A 21786-nucleotide genomic window follows, 5' to 3' on the forward strand; every position below is an offset into this window, starting at 1 on the left:
ATGTCCCTAGCCGATCGCGTCGTGGAGACGCTGCGCCAGGTTCTGGGCGAGACGGGCTTTGTCCCGTTGCACGAACCGAGCTTCGAAGGCCGCGAGCACGAACTGGTCAACGACTGCCTGGACACGGGCTGGGTTTCCACGGCGGGCAAGTACGTGGACGAGTTCGAACGCATGCTCGAAGCCTTCACCGGCGCCAAGCGGGCGGTGGTGACCTCGTGCGGGACCACCGCCCTGCAAGTGGCCCTGCAACTGGCCGGCGCGCGCCGCGGCGATGAAGTGCTCGTGCCGGCGCTGACCTTTGTGGGCACGGCCAACTCCGTGGCCCACCTGGGCGCCACCCCCCATTTTGTGGACAGCTGCGAATCCACTTTGGGCGTGGACCCGGCCAGACTGGAAGCCCACCTGGCCCAGACAGTGGAAATGCGCGACGGGCAGGCCCGCAATCGGCGCACCGGAGCGCGGGTGGCGGCCCTGGTTCCGGTGCACATCTTTGGCCACCCCGCGGACATGGACGCCCTGCTGGACCTGGCCGCCCGCTACCGCCTGGCCGTGGTGGAAGACGCGGCCGAAGCCCTGGGCTCGTACCAGGGCGAACGCCACGCCGGCACCCTGGCCCCCATGGGGATTCTCAGCTTCAACGGCAACAAGACCATCACGACCGGAGGCGGCGGGGCGATCCTGTTCCAGGACGAGCAACAGGGCGCTCTGGCCAAACACCTGACCAACACGGCCAAGACCCCGCACAAGTGGGAGTACTTCCACGACATGACGGGCTACAACTTCCGGCTGCCCAACTTGAACGCAGCCCTCGGCTGCGCCCAGATGGAGCTCCTGCCGGAGTTTCTGGGCCGCAAACGCCGCTTGGCCGAGGCCTACGCCAAGGCCTTCGCCCGGGTCCCGGGCCTGCGCTTCCAGACCGAACCCCGGGGATGTACGGGCAACTATTGGCTCAACGCCATCCTGCTCGACGAACCGGACCCGGTGCTACGCGACGACGTGCTGGAAAAGACCAACGCCGCCGGGTACATGACCCGTCCGGCCTGGACGCTTCTCAACCGTCTGCCCATGTACGCCACCTGCCCGAGCGCGGACCTTTCCGGAGCGACGAACCTGGCCGGACGCATCGTCAACATTCCCAGCGGACCGAGAATCCGTGTCCAGTCGTAGGATCTGCGTCGTCACCGGAGCCAGGAGCGAATACGGCCTGCTGGCTCCGATCATGCGCGCCATCCGGGACTCGGAGGCCTTCGTCCTTCAGGTGCTCGTCACGGGAGCGCATCTCTCCCCGGAATTCGGACACACCGTGGACGCCTTGGTCGCGGACGGTTTCGTCCCGGACGAACGGGTGGAAATGCTGTTGTCGAGCGACACGGCGCTGGGCATGACCACGTCGCTGGGCCTGGGGGTCATGGGCGTGGCCGGAGCGCTTGCGCGGCTCGCGCCGGATTTGGTCTTTCTCCTCGGTGACCGCTACGAGACCCTGGCCGCCGGATTGGCCGCCACCACATTGGGACTGCCCCTGGCCCATTGCGCCGGCGGCGACCTGACCCTGGGCGCGGTGGACGACGTGTATCGCCACTGCCTGACCAAAATGTCCCACATCCACTTCCCAACCAACGCCGACGCGGCGGCGCGCATCCGCCAGATGGGCGAGGACCCGGCCCGGGTCGTTCTCGCGGGCAGTCCCGGCCTGGACGCCTTGCGCCAGACGCCCAGGCTCACGCGCGAGGAGCTGTCGCGCGAGTTGGATTACGAGTGGCGCGCCAGGAACCTGCTGGTGACCTTCCACCCGGAAACCCTGGAGCGCCGCCCCTCCACGGAGCTTTTCGCCGAGCTCTTGGCCGCCCTGGACCAGCTCGGGCCGGATGTCGGCCAGATCTTCACCCTGCCCGGGGCCGACTCCCAGGGCCGGGCGCTCATCGCCATGACGGAAGCGTTCTGCGCCACGCGGCCTCAAGCCAAGGCCTTCGCCTCCCTGGGGCAGAAACGCTACCTGAGCGTGGCCGCCGCGGTCGACGCGGTGGTCGGCAACTCCTCCAGCGGACTCTACGAGATTCCCTCCCTGGGCACCGCCACGGTGAACATCGGCGATCGGCAAAAAGGTCGCCCCCAAGCCGCCTCGGTGCTGAGTTGCCCTCACGAACGCGGGGCCATCCTCGACGCCCTGCGACGGGCCATGACCCTTGACTGCTCCCACGTGGTCAACCCGTACGGCGACGGAAATAGCGCGGCGCGCATCGTGTCCGCCCTGGAAGCCATACCCGACTTCAAGGCCCTGTCGCCCAAGACCTTTCACCCCCTGGAGGGCGCATGAGCCGCGTGTTCGTCATCGCCGAAGCCGGCGTGAACCACAACGGCGACCTGGAAATGGCCAGGGAGCTGGTCCGCCAGGCGGCCAAGGCCGGGGCCGACGCGGTGAAATTCCAGACCTTCAAGGCCTCCGCCATCGCCTCGGCCAGGGCGGCCAAGGCCGACTATCAACTGCGCACCACCGACGCGAACCAGAGCCAACTCGACATGCTGCGCGCCCTGGAACTCTCGCCGGACGCCCACCGCGAACTCATGGCCCTGTGTCGCCAGACCGGCCTGGAATTTCTTTCCACCCCGTTCGATCTGGACAGCCTGGATCTGCTCGTCGCCCTGGGCGTCTCGCGACTCAAACTGCCCTCGGGCGAACTGACCAACGCCCCGCTTCTCTTGGCTGCGGCCCGATCGGGCCTGCCGCTTCTCATGTCCACGGGCATGGCCACGCTGGGCGAAGTGGAAGACGCCCTGGGCGTGCTGGCCTTCGGCCTGCTGGGACCAGACGCCGATCCTTCCCTGGCGGGCTTCCGCGCGGCCTACGCCGCCCCCGAGGCCCAAACGGTCCTGGCCGCGCGGGTCACGCTGCTGCACTGCACCACGGAATATCCCGCTCCCTTCCGGGACGTGAATCTGGCGGCCATGGCCACCATGCGCCAGGCCTTCGGGCTCGCCTGCGGCTATTCCGACCACACCGAGGGGCTGTGCGTGTCCCTGGCCGCCGTGGCCCTGGGCGCGTGCGTGGTGGAAAAGCACTTCACCCTGGACCGCAACCTGCCCGGCCCCGACCACAAGGCCTCGCTCGAACCCGCCGAACTGGCCGAGCTCGTGCGCCAGGTGCGCCAAGTGGAGGACGCCCTGGGAAGCGCGCGCAAAGCTCCGGCCCCTTCGGAGAGAGCCAACGCCCTGGTGGCCCGCAAGAGCCTGGTGGCCGCGCGAGCCATCGCCCCCGGCGAGGCGTTCACTTCGGAAAACCTCTCGGTGAAACGTCCGGGGTCGGGGAAAAGCCCGATGGGATATTTCGATCTCCTGGGCCACGCCGCTTCCCGGGCCTACGAACCGGACGAACTTATCGAATCATGAGCCGACCCCTCATCGTCATCGGCTCGGGCGGCCACGCCAAAGTGCTTGTGGACGCCTTGCGGTCGCTGGGGAAAACGATTATTGGCTTGACCGACGCCGACCCGGCGCGCAAGGGGTGCCACGTGCTGGAGTGCCCTGTTCTTGGCGGCGATGACGTGCTTGCCGCCCACAACCCCGACGATATCTTCCTGGTGAACGGGCTGGGGGGAGGACGCTCCATGGATCTCAGGGCGACCGTGTATGCCCGGTTGCGCGACATGGGATACCGATTCGCCCCTGTCGCCCATCCGGCGGCCTGGATTTCGCGCCACGCCGAGATATCGGCCGGGGTGCAGGTCATGGCCGGAGCCATCATTCAGGCCGGGACCACGGTGGAGGAAAACGCCATCGTCAACACGCGAGCCAGTGTGGACCACGATTGTCACATTGGCGCCCACAGCCAGATCGCCCCCGGCGCGGTTCTGTGCGGCGGAGTCCAAATAGGACCGCGCACCCTGGTGGGAGCCGGAGCCACGGTGGTGCAAAACGTGCGGATAGGACAAGACTGCGTGGTGGGCGCGGGCGCCGCGGTCACTGCCGACGTGGCGGACGGGCACATGGTTCTGGGAATTCCGGCCAGGCCGGTCAGCCGGTGACGTTTCGACCGATACCCGGCTCCGCAGTGGCACGCCGGCATGCTCATGCTCTCAAGGGAAGCTCCCTGCACCGTGTTCCACAGGCATACTCGCCCAATGTCCACCCACTCATCCAAAATCTGACGTTTCAGCATTCATGCGTCCACCCAGCGCAGCATTCATGCTGAAGACACGCCCGAAATCCTTGCAGAGGTGCGATGATGAATATACTTGCTCTCAACGTATCGCTTCGACCGAATTCCAAAGTCCTCATGTTTCCCCTGGGACTGAGCTATATCCTGACCGCCATGAAGAACGGCGGCTACGAGTTCGATTTTATCGATATCGATGCGACCCGCCCCAACACGGCCGAACTCACCGCTCAAATAGCCAAAAAAGCGTATGATGTCATATGCATTGGGACGCTTGTCACGGGATACAAAGTCATCAAAGAGCTTTGCGCGCTTCTGAGAGAGGTCCACAAGAATTCCATCATTATCGTTGGGAACACCGTGGCGTCATCGATCTACAACACTTTGCTGAACAAAACTGAGGCCGATATCGCAGTCCTGGTCGAAGGGGATGAAACTATTGTCGACCTCCTGCGCACCCTGTCGCAGGGCAAGCCGCTGGACGCCGTAAACGGCATCGCCTTTCGGAAAGGGGAGACCATCCACGTCACGCCCGAACGCAAACTCATCAAGGATCTCGACACTCTGCCTTTTGTGGACTTCGACATATTTGACATCGAAAAATATATCGCAAACGGCCCAACGCAGGTCAACGACCCCTTCCCCATTCCCAAAGAAACCGTGCGGGTGCTCCCTATCAACACCGCGCGCGGGTGTATCGCCAACTGTGGTTTCTGCTATCACACCTTCAAGGGCAAACCCTACAGGACGCGATCCACAGCTTCCATCCTGTCGGAAATCGAGCGTGTGATCGAAAAATACGGAGCGAATTACATCAGCTTTTATGACGAGCTCACGTTTTACAACAAAAAACAAACGCTGGCGTTCGCCTCTGAAATCATCAAGCGGGGTCTGAAATTTTATTGGATGGCCAATTGCCGCGCCGACTTGTTCTCGAGCGAAGAGGATAAAAAAATCATCGAGATCATGATCGAAGCCGGTTGCCATGGCGTGGGCTATTCCCTGGAGTCGAGCAACCGGGAAATCCTGAAGGCCATGAACAAACATATCACGGCCGAACAATTCACATACCAGACCGGCCTCTTTCGATCCGTGGGCTTGCCGGTCTGGACAAGCCTGGTGTTCGGCTATCCACAAGAGACAAAAGACACCATCCAGGACACGTTCGATGTCTGCATTGCCAACGGTATATATCCTTCCATCGGCTATCTCCTTCCCCAGCCCGGCTCCGCCATCTACGACTATGCCCTGTCCGCTGGCGCAATTCCCAAGAATGAAGAGGAATACCTGCTGATTCTCGGCGACCGGCAAGACCTGCGGATAAACCTCACCTCCATGTCCGACGAGGAGTTCACCGCCAATGTCCTTGCCGGCGCGACCCGGTGCAACAGGGAACTCGGCATCGGTCTGAGCGAGGAGAGCTTGATCAAAACCTTGCATTATTGTTCAACGAACACATCGGAAACGCCCGCATAATCCGCTCGCCACCCGTTCTTGAGGCCCCCCCACGGGTCGCGAACCGAAAGCGACGCGAAACGGCCCCCGCGGTCGTCGAGCCCAACGGATACGTACGTCTTCCACCTTCGGCTTGCTGGACACAAGAAAAACGATTATCGTATGAAAAGCTGGTGCATGCCTTTTTTGAGAAAATCCCGGGAAGCGACTTTCGCCAGAGAAAAATGCAGTACGTTAACCAGAACCTCCGCGTGATGAAACACCGTGGTCCAGCAACGGGCGATATCGCGGGAAACGGTCGGATATGAAGAGCTGGGAAAAAGCCTTGATCCCACAAGGGGCGTCCATTCTCGAGGCCATGCGCGTCCTGAAGAAGGGATCGCTTCGCATCGGCTTGGTGGTGAACGAGGAGAGGCGACTTCTTGGCACCGTCACCGACGGCGACGTGCGCGACGCCATTTTGCTCGGCGTTTCCCTGGAAGCCCCCGTCCGATCCGTCATGTGCGTGACGCCCGTGGTGGCCAGGCCTGACGACAGCCCCGACACCCTGCTCGCCCTGATGCGCCGGCGCGACGTGCTCCAGGTGCCCCTGGTGGACGAGGCCGGGCACATCCTCGGGCTTTGCAACCTGAGCGATCTCACCTCTGGGCGGCCCAAGACCAACCAGGTGGTGCTCATGGCAGGCGGCCTGGGCGAACGGTTGCGCCCGCTGACCGCAGAATGCCCCAAGCCCATGCTCTCGCTCGGCAACAAGCCCATTCTGGAAATCATTCTCGATACCTTCGTCCAGCAAGGATTTTCCAATTTCACGCTGGCCGTGAACTACAAAGCCGAAATGCTCATGAACCATTTCGGCGATGGCAGCCGCTTCGGCGCCTCCATTACCTACCTGCGCGAAAACAAGCGCCTTGGAACGGCGGGGGCCCTGAGCCTGTTGCCCGAACGCCCGAGCGAGCCGTTCTTCGTCATGAACGGCGATATCCTGACCAAAACGAATTTCGTGCACCTGCTGTCGCGCCACCAGGCCGGCCACAGCGCGGCCACCATGTGCCTGCGCGAATACGAATTCCAGGTGCCCTACGGCGTGGCCCGCACCGAAGGCGATCGCCTGCTGGAACTGGACGAAAAGCCCGTGCACCGGTTTTTCGTCAACGCCGGCATCTACGTGCTGGCTCCCGAGTGCCTGGATCTCATCCCCGCGGACACTTATTTCGACATGACCCAACTGCTCGACGCCCTGCTGGCTTCCGAACGCATCGTCCGCACCTATCCCCTGCGCGACTATTGGCTCGACATCGGCAAAATGGAAGACTTCGCGCGCGCCGTAAACGACTATCCCCGTTATTTCGACCCCCCCGAGGAATCATGAGCTCTTTTTTCTTTCAGTTGCATACCAACATGCATTACGGCCCGGGCAAATCCCTGGAACTAGGCGGCATTCTTGAACAAAATGGCTACCGTCGCGTCCTGGTGCTGGTTGATGCCGGCGTCGCCGCCCACGCGCCCTATTTCGCGCGGATTCTCGAAATCCTCAAAGCCGGGGCGGACAGCGTCCAGGTCCTGACCCTGCGCGACGACCAGGAACCCGATTACGACTACCTGGACGAGGTGGCGGCCAAGGCCCGCGCCGCCATGCCCTTGGACGTGCTCATCGGCATCGGCGGCGGCAGTTGCCTGGACATCACCAAGGCCGTGGCCGTTCTGCTGACCAATCCGGGCAAGGGCATCGAGTATCGCGGGTTTCATCAGGTCAAGACGCCCGGCGTGCCCACCATCGCCATCCCCACCACGGCCGGAACCGGCAGCGAAGTGACCATAAACGCCGTGTTTACCGACAAGAAAGAAATGCGCAAACTCGGCATCAACGGCCGATACCTCGACGCCACCCACGCCGTGCTCGACGCCCGGTGGACCATGAGCTGCCCCCACGGCGTGGCCGTCTCGTCGGGCATGGACGCCATGACCCATACCCTGGAGAGTTTCATCTGCCGCCAGCACAACGAGCTGACCCGGATGTACTCCAAGGAAGCCTTCCGGCTGCTCTACGTCAACCTCCCCGCCCTGGCGGACGACCCGGACAACGAGAACAAACGCCAAGGCATCCTGCTTGGAGCGCACCTCGCGGCCATTGCCCTGTTCAATTCCGGGTCCGGCATCGCCGGCGGCTTCTCCTACCCCATCGGCGTGCACCAGAAAGCCCCGCACGGCATGGCGGGCGCCGTGTTCCTGGCCTCGGTCACCCGTTTCAACGTGGAGCGCGGCTACACCGACTACGCCGAACTTTTAGACCTTGTGGAAGACACCCCCGGCCTGGACGCCGCAGCCAAATCCCGCCTGTTCGTCGATCGCCTCCAGGCCCTCGCGGACAAGCTGGGCGTGCCCCATACCATGGAATGCTGGGGACTGACCCGGGACAACGCCCCGGCCATGGCCAAACTGCTCGAAGGGCTGCAAGGCGCGTTCGACCAGAATCCGGTGCCGTTTTCGGCCACCGAAGACGCCAAGGCCCTTTTGGATCGCCACGTACGGTAACAGCCTGTTGAAAAACTCCTTGCTGGCTGCGTTGCTGCGAAAAACTCAAACCCTCAACGGATACCAAATACGCTTCGGGCTTGACTTTTTCCCGCGCCTTGCCAGCAAGTATTTTGAACAGGCTGCAAGAATCGACTTTTTCAACGGGCTGCTAACGGGCGAGGTTTCGAGCGCGTCCCTTCGCGCGCGGACCTTTCTCGAACGAAGATTTTTTCAACAGCTTTTCGAACAAAAGGTACTCTCGTGAATATTTATCTGGCTGATCTCGTGCATGACTATCTCGGCGGCGGCTCCTACATGATGCCGCTCAATATCGGTTTCATCTCAGCCTACACAAAGCATCGGCTTAACGATGTCCATACGGAATTATTCAAATATCCAAATGCGTTGCTCGCTCGCATCAAGGCTTCCAGTCCTGATATCCTGGGGCTGAGCAATTATACCTGGAACGCCAACCTGAACCTGCAGGTGGCCAAATTCATGAAACGCCTCCGCCCTGAGACCGTGGTGGTCATGGGGGGGCCGGATATCGACGTGATACCGGAGATGAAACATCACGTCCTGTGCAAGGACCCGGAAGTGGATTTCTACGTCCTACAGGAAGGCGAAATCGGGTTCATGAACCTTCTGCAGCGGTTGCAGGAAGTCGATTTCGACATTCCCCGCGCCAAACTCGCCCCCATCGACGGCGTGGCCTTTGTCCGCGACGGCGATATGGTCTGGGGGGAGCTGCTGCCGCGCATTCAAGACGTCAACACCATTCCTTCGCCCTACTTGACGGGAGAATTGGACCAGTTTTTCGACACCAACCTCGTTCCCATCGTGGAAACCAACCGGGGATGTCCGTTTACTTGCACATATTGTGCGCAAGGCCTCGCTTCCAAGCATATCGTCAAGAAGTTCGACATTGATCGCGTGAAAAACGAACTCACGTACATAGCCGAACACGTGAAAAACACTAACCTGCTGACTTTCGCCGATGCGAACTTTGGAATATTCGACCGCGACATCGAAATAGCCGAGCACATCCACACGCTCCAGGAAAAATACAACTACCCGCGTCGCACAACGATGAACTGGATCAAGACGGACAAATGCGTCCCCCTCGCCAAGACCATCGGGGAGGCCGCCTGTCTTTGTTCATCGCTGCAATCGATGGACCCCGTGGTTCTGAAGGAAATCAAACGCCATAACATTCCTGCGGAACAGTTCAAGAACATCATCAAGCAAGTCAATGAATTCGGCGGGCTCTCGGCGACCGAGATCATCCTCGCCCTGCCCAGCGAGACCAAGGAAAGCCATCTCAACAGCCTTCGGACACTCTTCGACTGGAACGTCAGCTACATCATCTGCTACAATTGCCTGCTGCTCAACGGTACGGAGCTCACCCTGCCGGAACAGCGGCAACGCTACGCGCTGACATCCAAGTTCCGACTTCTGGATAGCGGATTCGGTCAGTATGGCGACAACGATATTCTTTCCTTCGAATACGAAGAAGGCGTGCGCAGCACCTCGACCATGACCGAAGAGGAAATCCTCTCCTTCCGGCCGGTCCACTGGCTTATCCAGTTCATGTGGAACTACCGATTCTACTATCCCATGCTGAAGTTCCTGCAGCAAAACAGCATAAGCCCCCTCGACTTCATTGTCGAACTGATACGCGTGAGCGACACGCACTCTCCCGTGGTGGCGCAGCTCTTCCAAGAGTTCAAGCAGGAATCCATTGATGAGTGGTTCGACACCCCGGAAGATCTCATCAAGCACTTCAGCGAGCCGAAAAATTTTGAAGATCTCAGGGCCGGAGCCCATGGGAAGCTCAACGGGAAATACATCTGGAAGGTCATCCTGGAATGTTATGAACAGTTCAGCGACCACGTGTGCCAAACGGCCAAGACGTTTCTTCCGGAACAAGCGCCCGCTATCGACGCGATTTCACAGTACTGTCTCATGCGCAGCATCGATTTGCCGCAAATAGACACGCTGGAGCAGCCCTTCACGCACACGTTTCCGTATGACGTTTTCAAATGGGAGAACTCGCAATACACAACCCCGCTGGAGGCTCGGCCCAGCTCGTACACGTTTTCCCTCTCCGGGCCCCAGGAACATGCCCTGCGCGTGCTGCTCAAGCAGTACTCCCACCCCAACCCCAACGTCATGTTGCGCAAGCTCAGCGAACACATGCGCATCACGGATTTGTTTCTCTCTGTTGAGTATGCCACTTCCGGCGCACAATAAAGGCCTTCTACTTCTTGTTCTTACCCCGATCGGAAGACAAATCGACAGAGCAAACGGAATCGCCATGGGAACAAAAATCAAGACGATCGTTTTTCTTTTCTACCAGCCCACTACCGACCGTTTGCTTCTGCGCTTCGGCATTGAGCCTCTTTCCCAACACTTTAACATCATTATCCTGGATCTTTCCCAGGCGCTTGGCAATGCGGCGACTCCCGACTATCAACCGCAAAGCGACAACATCACCATAATCCCTGTCCAGACCGTCGAGGAGGGGTGCGAGCTCCTCGCAAGATTCAATCACACGGCGATAACGATCGTCTCCACCTTCTTGGGGGCCAGGACGAAACAGCTCTATAAAGCAATCCGCGACAACAACCTGAGATACGCAACGCTCCATCAAGGTTCGCATCACATTCCAACATCCCTCCCCCTTCGCTATCGTCTGCTGCGCATCAAGGACTGGACAGCCCAGACCGTGCTGAAAACGCTTTGTGATCGTATTGCATTATACAACTTCCACATGCCTCCTCCCACATTCAAATTGTGGATCGGAGGATCCCATCTCCACGACGAACTTGTTTCCACATCGTCGCCGGAGCAGATTGTCGACTGCCACGCCCAGGATTACGACAGATACCTTGCCCTGCGGGATTTTCATCCCGAGCCCCAAAACACCGCTGTCTTCCTGGATGAGTTCATGTCCTTTTCCAGCGACTACAAACTGTCCGGCGCAAAACCGTTCAGCCCACCCGACGAGTATTATCCGCCGCTTTGTGCCTATTTCGACTCTCTCGAATCCAAGCACAAAGGTTTCAAGGTCGTCATTGCAGCGCATCCCGGTTCGGACATCGATCTCACACGCCAGCTCTTTCAGGGGCGCGACGTTGTCAAGCACCAAAGCGCCAGTCTTGTACAATCCTGCCGATTCGTCATGCTGCATTTTAGCACGTCGATCAATTTTCCTGTGCTCTTCCGGAAACCCATGCAGTTTTTAACAGTTGATTCCCTGAACAGAACACGCGCCGGGTTTTGGATTGAACACCTCGCCAGCCAGTTCAACACAAAACCACTCAATCTTTCAAAAGATTTCAAAGGCGTTGACATTCCCTCTGTCGTGGATGAGACTCTCTATGCGAGCTTTCAAGACAAATTCATCAAACGATACGAGTCGGAAGACGACTTCAGTTGGAATATCATTGCTGACAAATTCTTACGATTCCAGTAGGCGCCAGAAACATCCTTCTTCGTACAGCACACAAAGCGTCTGTGGGCGATTTATTGCATCATTGCGTCGAGGACTTCGCCACACGTCCGTCTACCCCGGAACTTCATCATGACAACACAGCGTATCATCGGCAATAGAGCCTCATTTGGCGACACGATCCTTACCCAAAAGTTTGGAGAACGGTACACGACATACCGCGAGCAATGGCGGCGCGTTTCGGAGAGGAGTCTCGTAACGGACTTTCCCCTCTATGTGCAGTTTGAGATGACGCCCCATTGCAATTTCCAATGCATCGGATGCATCCATGGGGCCGCCGATTCACGGAAAGCGTACACAGCGATCCCCAACACGCTTTCCTTTGAAAAGTTCAAGGATATCATTGTGGAAATGAGCGACAATGGCTGTCCGTCAGCCGCCTTCCACAACAACAATGAACCGCTGCTCACACGCAACCTTCCAGAGTACGTCAAGTTCGCCTCCGACCACGGGATCATAGATCTTATCATCACGACCAACGCCTCGTTGCTGACTCCCGACATTGCTCTTGCGCTTCTGGATTCGGGTTTGACAAAACTCACCTTCAGCCTGGACGCGTTCAGCGAAGAAACGTACAAGTCCGTGCGCGTGAAGGGCGACTTTTTCACGGTTCGAGACAATGTGCTGCATTTTCTCGAACTGCGGGCGCAACGAAATATGTTCCTGCCGATAACCCGCGTGTCCTTCGCCATGAACAGAAAGAACCAACACGAAGCCGAAGCGTTCCGAAACTTCTGGCAGGACAAGGTCGACCTGGTCGAGTTTCAAAATTTTCAAGCGATATCGGGACGCACCGAGCACCTCGCCCCTGAGGGGGCGGTTCGCAATTCCTCGTTTTCATGCAATGCGCCCTGGCAACAGCTACTGGTCAGAAGCAACGGCGACGTGCTGCCGTGTTGCTCGTTTTATGGCAAGGACATCGTTGTCGGGAACATCGAAAACGAATCGCTGGGGTCCATATGGCGGGGGCCCACAATGCGCGCCTTGCGCAGGGCTCTCGCGTCCGGAATCTTTCCCAATCCCGCGTGCCAGCAATGCGCGCAGACATTTTACACCTGTAACGCGAAAAAGGTTTGAACCATGCCAGGATTCGAAGTCTTCGGCGAAGAAGAACGCCAGGCCATAAACGAACTTTTCGACTTGAACGGCGGCATCCTGTTCGCGCACGGTTTCGACGCTCTGAGAAAAGGCGTCTACCGCGTGCGCGAGTTCGAACAGGCCTTCGCCTCCAGGATGGGGGTTCCCCACGCGCAGGCCGTGTCCTCATGCACCGCGGCCCTGCTCACGGCCCTCAAGGCCCTGGGGGCCGGCCCCGGCGACGAGGTGATCATCCCCTCGTTCACCTTTGTGGCCACCTGCGAGGCGGTCATCCACACCGGAGCCACGCCGGTGATCGTGGACGTGGACGAGTCCCTCAACATGGACCCGTCCGCCTTTGAAGCCGCCATCACCGAGCGCACCAAGATCGTGGTTCCCGTGCACATGATGGGCGCTCCGGCCGACCTGGACCCCATTCTGGCCATCGCGGAAAAGCGCGGCCTGCTCGTGCTCGAAGACACGGCCCAGGGCTGCGGCGGAACCTACAAGGGCAAGCCCCTGGGGACTCTCGGCCACGCCGGGGCCTTCAGCTTCGACGCCGGCAAGGTGATCATCACCGGCGAGGGCGGCATGGTGACCTGCCGCGACGACAAGACCTACGTGCTGGCCCGGGGCTACCACGACCACGGCCACGAATACAGCACCACCGTCGGACGCGGCGAGGAAGGCGCGGTGTGCGACGGCTTCAACCTGCGTATGACCGAGCTGCAAGGGGCCATCGGCCTGGTGCAGCTCGGCAAGCTCGACGCCATCCTGGCCAGCCAGCGCGCGAACAAGGCCGCCATCCTGGCCGCGATTTCCGGGCTCGGCCTGAAAAAACGCATCATCCATGATCCGGGCGAACTGGGCGACGCCATCATCTTTCTCTTCGACGATCGCGACCAGGCCGGACGGTTCGTGGCCGGACTCAAAGCCGAGGGTTTGGGCACCAAGAACGTGCCCGACGCCATGCGCTGGCACTTCGCCAAGCATTGGGGCCACATTTTCACCAAGTACGGCTGGTACGCCAAGACCTACGAAAACCAGTGGAGCCGCTCCGCCGATATTCTCGAACGGGCCGTGGCTTTGCCGGTGATGGTCAAGATGACGCCCGAGCGCATCGCCGAAATAGGCGACAAGGTCACGAAAATCGCCCAGGGCCTGTGATGGCCATCCTGGCGTTCATACCGGCCAGGGGCGGGTCCAAGGGAATTCCCGGCAAAAACCTCGCCCTTCTGGCCGGCAAACCGCTCATCGACCACACGGTCGAGGCCGCACGGGCCAGCGCCCACGGCCTCGACCTGTTCGTCTCTTCGGACGACCCGGCCATTCTCGACCATTGCCGGTCGTTGCGACTCGATGTCTCCTACGTGCGCCCCGCCCATCTGGCCACGGACGAAGCCCCCATGGCGGACGCCCTGCTCCACGCCCTGGACCACCTGGAAGCCCTGCGTGGCGCCGCGCCTGAACACGTGCTGCTCTTGCAACCCACTTCGCCCCTGCGCACGGCCCAGGACATCGACGGGGCCATCGACGCCTATCTCGCGAGCGGCGCCGAAAGCCTGGTGAGCGTGCACGAGATGTCGGAGCATCCCTACGAATGCGTTGCCGACAACAAGGACGGCTGGACCTACCTGCGCAGGCCGGAGCGCACGGTCCACCGCCGGCAGGACTACGGGGAGAACTTCTATTTCGTGAACGGGGCCATCTATTTGTGCCGGACGGATGTGTTCCGGCGCGAACGCACCTTCCTGCGCGAGGGCAACACGGCCCTCTACGTCATGCCCCGCGAACGCGGGCTGGACATCGACACCCCCGAACAATTGGAACTGGCCCGGTTCCGCCTCGAACACGTCAGGTCCTGACCGGTCCGACTCCAGATCTTCGGCCGCGCCCCCTCGCATCCCCGGGGAGGCGGCTGGACAAACTACAAGAAAGACCGCACAAACACACCCGTGAAAGCCGCCATCCCCCAAGTCATAGCCGCAATCGCCCGAAACATTCCGTACAGACGCAAGCGCCAACTCACAGTGGTGCTGGGCGGAGCCTTTGTCCTGGCCGTGGTGGAATTGGCCGTGGTGGCCGCCCTGGCCTTCATGGCCGCGATCATCGCCGACCCGACGGCCATTGCCTCCATCGCCAAGCTCCCGCTGCCGGGCAGGCTCCTCGCGTTTCTCACCTCCCTGGACCATGCCCGTCTGATCCTTCTCGTCACTTCCGGCGCGGCGCTCTTGCTGGTGGTGAAAAACACCCTGGCCGTGGCCATCGCCTACGCCTCGGCCACTCTGGGCTCGCTCATCGACTCCCACTTCGGCGAACTGATGCTGGCCGACATGTTCTCCAGACCCCATCTCTGGCACCTTTCCCACAACTCCTCGGAACTCTTCACTCTGATCTCCTGGCGCAAGCACGCCGGCTCGGGCGTGGTGTTCATGACCGTGCAGACGATCTGCGACATGCTCATCATCGCCCTGCTCATGGCCGGCCTGATCTTCGTCTCCCCGCTGGTCACCCTGTCGCTCATCGGGGCCATGGCCGCAGTGGGCGGGCTGGTGCTCGGCCTCTACAAGCCCCTCTCCATCCGCGTGGCCACCCGCTACAAAACCCTGGAGGCCGAACTGAACCGGGAGACGCTCCAGGCCTTTCAAGCCGTCAAGGACATCAAGATATTCCATCTGGAGCGCTTCTTCGTCCGCCAGTTTCGCGAAATTTCCGAACGCTACGCCCGTTGCGAAGGATGGCAACGCACCGTGCTGCGCGCGCCGTCCCTGCTTTTCGAAGTGCTTGGCTTCATGGTGATCTTCGTGGCCATCGTGGTCATGCTGTTCGCCCACAAGGGGTCGCCCAGCTCCATTCTGGGCACCCTGACCCTGCTGACCGTCACGGCCTGGCGCGTGCTCAACTCCGTGAACCGCATTCTTTCGAGCGTCAGCGCCATCCGCCAAGACGTGGTGCCGGCCGCCAAGGCCCTCTCTCTGATCGAGGAACCGCGCGACCCGGCGCCCGTCGAACCCACGGCCCCCTTGCCCTTCGAACGCTCCATAGATCTGCGCCACGTGGAATTTTCCTATCCCGGGGCCGACCGCCCGGCCCTGCTGGACCTGGACGCGTCCATTCCCAAGGGATCGGCCCTGGGCCTGGTGGGCCGTTCGGGCTCCGGGAAAAGCACCCTGGCCGACCTGATCATCGGCCTGCTCCAACCGGACAAGGGCGCGGTGGCTATCGACGGGGCCACCCTGGGACCGGACACCGTGGCCGCCTGGCTGCGCCGCGTGGGATACGTGGGCCAGTCCCCGTGCATTCTCGACGCCACCCTGGCCAGAAACATCGCCTTCGGCGTGGCCGAGGCCGACATCGACCTGGACCGGGTGAAGCAGTGCTGCCACATGGCCCACATCGACGAATTTCTGCCCGGATTGCCCAACGGCCTGAACACCCCCCTGGGCGAACGCGGCGCCAGCCTTTCGGGCGGCCAACGCCAGCGCGTGGCCATTGCCCGGGCCCTGTACCGCAAGCCGGACGTGCTTGTGCTCGACGAGGCCACCAGCGCCCTGGACACCAAGAGCGAACAGGCCTTTTTGCGCACCGTGGACAGCCTGGCCGGCACGGTCACCCTGATCATCGTAGCCCACCGATTGAGCACGGTGGAAAACTGCGACACGGTGCTCTGGCTGAGCGATGGCCGCCTGCGCGCCAAGGGACCGGCCAAGGAGGTGCTCGCCGCCTACCGCAAGGAGATGGAAAATTGACCGCACCCGCCACTGCGACCCGCGCGCCCGGATCGCCCCGCCTTGCGGCCGACATCCTGGTCGTCCTGATCCTGGTCCTGTGCTGCTGGCTCCAGTACCAGTACGCCATTGCTCCGGTGCGCAGTTTCGACTGGTTGGGCTTTCTCGACCATGACACCATCTATCAGGTGGAGCGGTTCCTGGTGAACATGGGGTGGCCCGGGGTCGAGGAAATCAACAGCAGTCCAAGCGATTACGGCAGTGAATTCTCCCTGCTCATCCTGCCCTTTCGGGCGCTCGCCCAGCTGTCGCACGCTCCGGGACCGCTTTTGGCCTATCAGTTCCTGACCCTTTTCCACATCGGCTGCGCCGCGTTGGCCCTGTGGGTGTTCGCCCGCATGATCGGGCGGCGGACCGAAAGCCTTTTCGCCGGGCCGGCGTTCGTCCTGCTGGTCGTCAGTTCGCCGATCTTCGTGCAGTACATGGCCTTTCTCAAACCCGACCCCAACGTGGTGCTGCTGTGCCTCGCCTTGGGGCTGGCCTGCCTGGACCGTTTCGAACGCTCGGAAAACATTTCGCTGTTTCTCGTCGCCTCCGCCTGGGCCGGCCTGGGCGCCGCCGTGAAGTGGTGGGGTCTTTTTCTTGTCCCGCCCCTGGCCTGGGCGGCGTACGTCCGTCGCAAAGATCCCACCGCGCCCTTTCGCCTGCACGCCTTGGGCGCCTTCTTGACGACCGGGACAGCGGCGGTGGCGGCGGCGATCTTTCTGGCCAATCCGGCCATGGTCCGTCTCTGCGACCTGCTGGCCCAGGTCCTTGCGGCAAAACAGTCCCTGACCGCCCAGGCCATCAGGAGTCGGCTCGTGCTCGACGGGGCGCTCACGCGCGACCAGAAGGTTCTTGCCTGGGGCGTCGCCCTCGCGCTGATCGCCCTCGCCATCGGGGGCTCCTTCGCGCTCTGGCGCGCACGCGTGCGTATCGTCTCCCGCGCCCGGACGAGTCCTCTGGCCGGCTGGCTATGGAGCGCCTGGGTCGCCGGCATCGGGTTTCTCTTTTTCCTCCTGGTGTTTGATTCTCCTTTCCTTCTCACCAGCCAGGTGTTTTTCAGCGCCGGACGCTACTCCTCCTTCGCCCTTGGTGCCTCGCCCATTCCGCAGAGCTTTCTCGCTCAACTGGCGCACAACGTCTTCGGCTGGATCACGGCCGCCCACCAGGAACGCCTCACCACACCGTTTTTGCTCGCCGGCCTGGGCTTGGCCCTCCTGCTGGCCGCGCGTTCCGGGGCGCGCGACCGCCTGTTGGCCTATACGCTCCTGCTCCTGGCTCCCTTGACGGTCTTTCTTTTTCTTCTGGTCACCAAGAAAAACGGGGCCACCATGGCCATGCTCCTGCCCGTGGCCTATCTGTTCGTTTTTCTGGCCGTTGAAAAGCTTCGCCCCGGCATGAACGCGTCCCGTCTGATTGCCGCCGTGTGCTTGGCCGCCTTGCTGCAGTCCGCCTGGAATCTGGCCGGGGACCAGCCCAACCTGGCGCTTTGGCCGCACAGCCGGGACGGTTTGCAACAGGAAATCGCCCGCCTCAACGCTTCCCTGCGTGACCGGCTGGGCGGGCCGTACTCGCGTCTGGTTCTCGCCAACCGGGACTTTCCCATGGACTCCGGCGCCGGAAACGCCCGCCTGATGCAGTGGGAAGAGGGTATCCGCGGGGCGGACGACAAGCTCCTCGGCAAGCTGACGCCCGGAGCGATCCTCGTCACGCCGGCCACGGCGACATCGCTCAACCTGTTGGCCCAGGCCGCCGGTCTCGAAGCGCTGCCGCCCCTGGTGGGGAAGCGTTTCACGCGCGCGGGCCATGTGCTTGAAGGACCGTTGTTTGTATGTTGGGGCGTTCCCTACAAGAAAAAGGATTGAGGTCATGAACCCTGGCGTTTACCGACAGTTTTTCCTGCTCGAACGCGACCACTGGTGGTTCGCCGGCATGCGCAAGATCTACCGGTCGCTTCTGCGCGGGGCGCGGCTGCCCGCCCAGGCCCGCGTCCTGGACCTGGGATGCGGAACGGGCTTCAACCTCTCCTGGCTGGACCGGTTCGGCCGGGCCTACGGACTCGACGCCTCGCTTGACGCCCTGCCCTTTCTGGCCGCACAGAACCAGAAGCGTATAGTGATGGGTTCCGGGGAAACGCTGCCTTTTCGCGCGGGTCAGTTCCACCTGGCCTGCGCCCTGGGCGTGATCGAACACATTGAGGACGACCGGACCGTGCTGTCCGAGATGTCGCGCGTGCTGGCTCCCGGCGGATACGTGCTGCTTTCCACCTCGGCCCATCCCTGGCTGTGGAGCCAACACGACGAGGCCTGCCGCCACAAACGCCGCTATACGCTTTCGGGATTTCGCCAGCGCATCGAAGCCAACGGATTGCGACCGATTCGCCTCAGCTACTGCAACGCGTTTCTCTTCCCCGCCATCGCCGCCGTGGTCGGCCTGAACCGACTGACCGGCCCCAAACGCGCCCCCCAGGAGGAATCGTCATACCTGCGCCTGCCCCCCCGCCCGGTCAACGCCCTGGTCAAGGCCCTTTTCGCGGCGGAAGCGGCCTGGCTCGGCTCCCACAACCTGCCCTTCGGAGTCGGCATCGTGTGCCTGGCCCAAAAAGGAGATGCTTCCTCGTGAACAGCCCGCATTCCTCCGTGGTCTTCACCGCCCGCAAACCCTTGCCCCCGGCGACTTCATGAACGCGTTTCCTCCCCGTTCCTTCCCGGATCGGCCGCCGACCGTCTCTCTGGTCTTCACCGCCTACAACGAGGAGCAAAACCTGCGCGAGCTCTATCGCCAGGTGACCCAGGTCCTGGCCGACCAGAACGTGGAACTCGAACTCGTGTTCGTGGACAACGGCTCCACGGACACCTCGCTCGCCATCATGGAAGAACTCCACGCCGCCGATCCCAGGGTGAAATTCCTCTCCCTGTCGCGCAATTTCGGCCATCAGGGGGGACTCTACGCCGGCATGTGCCACGCCACCGGACAAGCGGTCATCACCATGGACGCCGACCTGCAACATCCGCCGAGTCTGCTGCCCGAAATGGTGCGCCTGTGGCGTGACGGCTACGACGTGGTCTATACCATCAAGAACAACTATGAGGCGTCGCCGGGTCGGCGGTTCCACGTCAAGCTCTTCTACCGGTTCATCTCGGCCATTTCGGGACTCAACCTGTCCTTTGGGCAGTCGGACTTCCGCCTGCTCGACCGCGCCGTGCTCGACACCGTCATCTCCATACCCGAGCAGCCCAAATTCCTGCGCGGCATGGTGGAATGGGTGGGATTTCGCCAGGTGGGCCTCTCCTACGACGTGGCCCCGCGTTTCGCCGGTCGTTCGAAGTTTTCCTTCCTGTCGCTATCGTCCTTCGCCCTGGACGGCATCGTCTCGTTTTCTTCCCAACCCCTGCACTGGATTTTCCTGCTCGGCCTGGCCGTGGCCACGGGGTCGTTTCTCTACTGCGCCTTCGCCCTGGCCATGGGCGCCTTGTACCTGCTGCACTGGGGCGTGGTGCTCCCGCCGGGCTGGAGCACCCTGGCCGTGGCCGTGACCCTGATCGGCGGGGTAAATCTGATGGCCCTTGGCATCATCGGCGAGTACGTGCGGCGTATTTTCCATCTGTGCAAAGGCCGCCCCACCTACATCGTGCGCCGCTGGTCCAACCCGGAAGAGCGCTCCCCGCACGTGCGATGAACAGCCGCCCCAACCGCCTGGTGGTATTCAACGCCGACGACCTGGGCCTTTCCGCCAGCGTCACCGAATCCGTGCTGCACGCCATGGAGGACGGCCTGGTCACGGACGCCTCGCTTCTGGCCTGCGGCGAAGCCTTCGACCTGGCCGTGGACGGACTTCGCCGTCTGGGCAAGGGCGTGGGCGCGCACCTGACCGCCGTGGACCGGGAAAAGCCCCTGGTGGACCACGGATCAGGCGGACGCCTGACCGGCCCGGACGGCTGCTTTCTCACCAACCGCAACGCCCTGTTCGTTCGGCTCGCCGCCGCGCCCCAAACCGTGCTGGCCCAACTGCGCGCCGAATGGCGGGCCCAGGTGGAGCGCATCGCGGCCACGGGACTGCCCATCACCCACCTGGACTCGCATCAGCACCTGCACCTTTTTCCCGGCCTGCGCGAACTGGTCCTGGACCTGGCGCGGGAATATTCCATTCCCTTCGTGCGCTTGCCCCGCTTCCACCGGATTTCGCCCCAACGCCCCGTCAGCCTGGCCGTGAACCTCTTGTCCGCGCGCCTGTCCCGCGCCCTGGACCGGGCCGGACTCGGACGCGTCGACTTCGCCGGCCTGGAGGACAGCGGCCGCCAGGATGCGAAAAAACTCGTCCTGGCCGTGGAGCGCCGCCCGGGTCGCGCCCTGGAATTGGCCTTCCACCCGGGCCGGGCCGACCAATCCACCAGAACCAAGTACCGTCACTGGAATTTTCACTGGGACCAGGAACTGGCCGCCCTGCGCGACCCGGCCTTCCGGGAGGCCATGGAACGCTTGCACGTCACCGCCGTAAGTTTCGCCGACCTGGCCGAACGCTCCGGCGGGGTTGCGTTTTAGGGCCAATTCCCTCAAAATGACTGCGCCATTTCGCGACCAGGAGGGAGCTTTGCACCAGGACTTGCCCATCGTGATCTTGTGCGGCGGAGCTGGCACCAGGCTTCGCCCCCTCACCCAGACCATCCCCAAGACGCTGGTTCCCTTGAACGGCAAGCCCATGTTGCAGCATATTCTCGAATATCACCTGCGCAAGGGACATACCCGATTCGTGCTCTGCGTGGGCTACCTGGGCGACGCGGTGCGCCGCTTTGTGGACCAGGCCGGGCTCGACGCGGAAATCGTCTTTTCCGACATGGGCGAGACGGCCAGCATGCTCAAACGCCTGCACGGCGCGGCGTCCCACATGGGAGAGCGCGCCCTGGTCACCTACGGCGACACCCTTATCGACACGGGACTTACGGCCATGCTCCAGGCCCATCTGTCGCTGGGCTCGCTCATCACCCTGACCACGGCGTCGATCCGCAACCCCTTCGGGCTGGTCCGCCTGGACGCCGAAAACCGGGTGATCTCCTTTGAGGAAAAACCCGTGCAGACCTTCTACATCGGTCAATTGCTCATCGAACGCTCGGTGCTCGAAGCCCTCGGCGAGCAGGAAATAAACGCCCCGGACGGCGAAGGCCTGGTACGCCTGATCCAGAACCTGGCCGACACGGGCCGGGTGGGGGCGTTTCCCTACAGCGGCCCGCAGATCACCTTCAACACCGAGCAGGAACTGCAAAAGGCCGAAAAAGACATCATAACCTTTTACACCCAAACCCACTAAA

At 61.9% G+C, this 21786-nt stretch carries 18 protein-coding genes; all 18 read left to right on the forward strand.

What is annotated here, in order from left to right:
* The gene (locus ACYQ01_RS08900) at positions 1-1167 is read left to right on the forward strand and encodes a LegC family aminotransferase (protein WP_459933483.1); all 1167 of its coding nucleotides are present in this window, start codon (positions 1-3) and stop codon (positions 1165-1167) included.
* Complete coding sequence (neuC, locus tag ACYQ01_RS08905; RefSeq protein WP_459933484.1) at positions 1154-2314, forward strand: UDP-N-acetylglucosamine 2-epimerase; 1161 nt, start codon at positions 1154-1156, stop codon at positions 2312-2314. The genes ACYQ01_RS08900 and neuC overlap by 14 nt, the downstream gene beginning before the upstream one ends.
* Positions 2311-3384, forward strand: coding sequence for an N-acetylneuraminate synthase (gene neuB / locus ACYQ01_RS08910; RefSeq protein WP_459933485.1), 1074 nt, complete (start codon positions 2311-2313; stop codon positions 3382-3384). Before neuC ends, neuB begins: the two co-directional genes overlap by 4 nt.
* Positions 3381-4019, forward strand: a complete 639-nt coding sequence (locus ACYQ01_RS08915) for an acetyltransferase (RefSeq protein ID WP_459933486.1) — start codon at positions 3381-3383, stop codon at positions 4017-4019. The genes neuB and ACYQ01_RS08915 overlap by 4 nt, the downstream gene beginning before the upstream one ends.
* 251 nt (positions 4020-4270) lie before the next feature.
* On the forward strand, positions 4271-5626 hold the full coding sequence (locus tag ACYQ01_RS08920) for a B12-binding domain-containing radical SAM protein (RefSeq protein WP_459933487.1): 1356 nt from the start codon (positions 4271-4273) through the stop codon (positions 5624-5626).
* Between the two features lie 283 nt (positions 5627-5909).
* A complete protein-coding gene (locus tag ACYQ01_RS08925) occupies positions 5910-6974 on the forward strand; it encodes a nucleotidyltransferase family protein (protein WP_459933488.1) in 1065 nt (354 codons plus the stop codon).
* Positions 6971-8137, forward strand: coding sequence for an iron-containing alcohol dehydrogenase family protein (locus ACYQ01_RS08930; RefSeq protein ID WP_459933489.1), 1167 nt, complete (start codon positions 6971-6973; stop codon positions 8135-8137). The genes ACYQ01_RS08925 and ACYQ01_RS08930 overlap by 4 nt, the downstream gene beginning before the upstream one ends.
* Before the next feature lie 243 nt (positions 8138-8380).
* A complete protein-coding gene (locus ACYQ01_RS08935; protein WP_459933490.1) occupies positions 8381-10372 on the forward strand; it encodes a B12-binding domain-containing radical SAM protein in 1992 nt (663 codons plus the stop codon).
* A 64-nt stretch (positions 10373-10436) separates the two neighbouring features.
* Positions 10437-11597 carry a hypothetical protein gene (locus ACYQ01_RS08940; protein ID WP_459933491.1) on the forward strand — a complete coding sequence of 387 codons (1161 nt, stop codon included), beginning with the start codon at positions 10437-10439 and terminating at the stop codon, positions 11595-11597.
* A 108-nt stretch (positions 11598-11705) separates the two neighbouring features.
* Entirely contained in the window at positions 11706-12710 is a 1005-nt protein-coding gene (locus tag ACYQ01_RS08945) for a radical SAM/SPASM domain-containing protein (RefSeq protein ID WP_459933492.1), read from the forward strand.
* Positions 12711-12713: 3 nt separating this feature from the next.
* Positions 12714-13877, forward strand: coding sequence for a DegT/DnrJ/EryC1/StrS family aminotransferase (locus tag ACYQ01_RS08950; protein WP_459933493.1), 1164 nt, complete (start codon positions 12714-12716; stop codon positions 13875-13877).
* Positions 13877-14575 carry an acylneuraminate cytidylyltransferase family protein gene (locus ACYQ01_RS08955; protein ID WP_459933494.1) on the forward strand — a complete coding sequence of 233 codons (699 nt, stop codon included), beginning with the start codon at positions 13877-13879 and terminating at the stop codon, positions 14573-14575. The genes ACYQ01_RS08950 and ACYQ01_RS08955 overlap by 1 nt, the downstream gene beginning before the upstream one ends.
* Before the next feature lie 90 nt (positions 14576-14665).
* Positions 14666-16459, forward strand: coding sequence for an ABC transporter ATP-binding protein (locus ACYQ01_RS08960; RefSeq protein WP_459933495.1), 1794 nt, complete (start codon positions 14666-14668; stop codon positions 16457-16459).
* Entirely contained in the window at positions 16456-18345 is a 1890-nt protein-coding gene (locus ACYQ01_RS08965; RefSeq protein ID WP_459933496.1) for a glycosyltransferase family 39 protein, read from the forward strand. The genes ACYQ01_RS08960 and ACYQ01_RS08965 overlap by 4 nt, the downstream gene beginning before the upstream one ends.
* A gap of 4 nt (positions 18346-18349) precedes the next feature.
* Positions 18350-19102 (forward strand): class I SAM-dependent methyltransferase, encoded by a 753-nt coding sequence (locus tag ACYQ01_RS08970; RefSeq protein WP_459933497.1) that lies wholly within the window; start codon positions 18350-18352, stop codon positions 19100-19102.
* Positions 19103-19160: 58 nt separating this feature from the next.
* Positions 19161-20159 carry a glycosyltransferase family 2 protein gene (locus ACYQ01_RS08975; RefSeq protein WP_459933498.1) on the forward strand — a complete coding sequence of 333 codons (999 nt, stop codon included), beginning with the start codon at positions 19161-19163 and terminating at the stop codon, positions 20157-20159.
* Positions 20156-21022 carry a carbohydrate deacetylase gene (locus ACYQ01_RS08980; protein ID WP_459933499.1) on the forward strand — a complete coding sequence of 289 codons (867 nt, stop codon included), beginning with the start codon at positions 20156-20158 and terminating at the stop codon, positions 21020-21022. The genes ACYQ01_RS08975 and ACYQ01_RS08980 overlap by 4 nt, the downstream gene beginning before the upstream one ends.
* A gap of 49 nt (positions 21023-21071) precedes the next feature.
* Positions 21072-21785 (forward strand): nucleotidyltransferase family protein, encoded by a 714-nt coding sequence (locus tag ACYQ01_RS08985; protein WP_459933500.1) that lies wholly within the window; start codon positions 21072-21074, stop codon positions 21783-21785.
* Position 21786 lies beyond the last annotated feature (1 nt).

The organism is Fundidesulfovibrio butyratiphilus (assembly GCF_054657235.1).